We start from the raw sequence: 1,204 nt of genomic DNA, 5'->3' as shown, positions 1-1,204 counted from the left end.
GGGGGGCATACCGCTCCTGAAGCATCTTCTCCAGCACCTCCTTCACCTCCGAGAACCCCTTTAGTTTCCGTTCTGCCCACCTCCCCTCTTGCCTCTCTGACTCCAGGTAAAGGAGCTTGTATACCGCCTCCGCCTTGGGAAACTTGTGGTCCCGCACCTTCGTCCCCCGCCGCACTTCCCGGATAAACCGCTCCATCAGGTTGGTGCTCCGCAGGTACGGCCAAAGCACCTTGGGGTACCCGTAGAACCGCAGGAAGGCTCCAGACTCCTCCACCCAAAGCCCCACCACCCCCGGGTACCGCGAACCCCAGGCGGCCTTCACCTCCTCCAAGGCCCCAAGAGCTTCTTCCCGGCTCTCCGCCCCGTACACCCGCCTCAGGTCCTCCGCCAGCAGGCCCCGGTCCCGCGCCCGCACCTGGGACAGGCTCCACCGCACCCCGTGCACCACGCACCGCTGCCATTCCGCCTGAGGGTAGACCCTGCGGATCGCTTCAGGAAGCCCGGGCAGCCCGTCGGTGACAAAGAGCAACACCCGCCGCAGGCCCCGCTGCCAAAGCTCCCCCAGGACCCCCTCCCATCCCAGGGCGCTCTCCGTGGGCAACAGCCAAAACCCCAGGACCCGCCTCTCCCCATTAGGGGCGATGCCCAGGGCCACATACACGCTTTCCCGTACGATCCCTTCTCCTTCCCTAAAGACCTTTAGGGAAAGCCCGTCCAGGTAGACGAAGGCCATCTCCTCGGGCAAAGGCCGGGTGCGGAAGGCTCCTGCCGCCTCCAGGACCTCGTCCGTCAGGGCGCTCAGGGTCTCGTGGGAGTAGCGGTGGCCTAAGAGCAGGCTCAATATCTCGGCCGCCTTGCGCTGACTGACCCCGGCGGCGTACAAGGCCACAGCTACTTCCCCCACGTCCACCAGGCGGCGGGCGTAGGGCTTAAGGAAAGCCGGGTAATACCGAGATTCCCGATCTCTAGGGACCTTCAGGTCCACCTGGCCGAAGGTGGTCTCCAGCTTGCGGGGGTAGTAGCCGTTCCTGCGGCCCCCGTGCGCCTGCAAGAAGGCCGTCCGGTCCAGCTCCAGAACCGTCTGCAGAACCTCGGCTACTGTCTCCCGCACCGCTTCCCTCAGCAAGATCCGCAAGGTATCCTGGTCCACGGGGCACCTCCTCGTGCTAAGGTGTGCCCCCCTATTAAACACGGACCCTTACAC

The 1,204-nt window shown here is 65.1% G+C and carries 1 protein-coding gene; it reads right to left on the bottom strand.

Going from position 1 to position 1,204, the window contains the following annotated elements:
* Positions 1-1,192, bottom strand: a 1,192-nt coding sequence (locus tag ACZ5RK_RS00185; protein ID WP_464908422.1) for an IS256-like element ISTth4 family transposase, incomplete at its 3' end; no start/stop codon positions are given.
* Between the last annotated feature and the right edge of the window lie 12 nt (positions 1,193-1,204).

The sequence above is a fragment of the Thermus kawarayensis JCM 12314 genome, assembly GCF_055393575.1.
The sequence above is the reverse complement of the archived record's forward strand: the minus strand, read 5'-3'. Positions and strand labels throughout refer to the sequence as shown.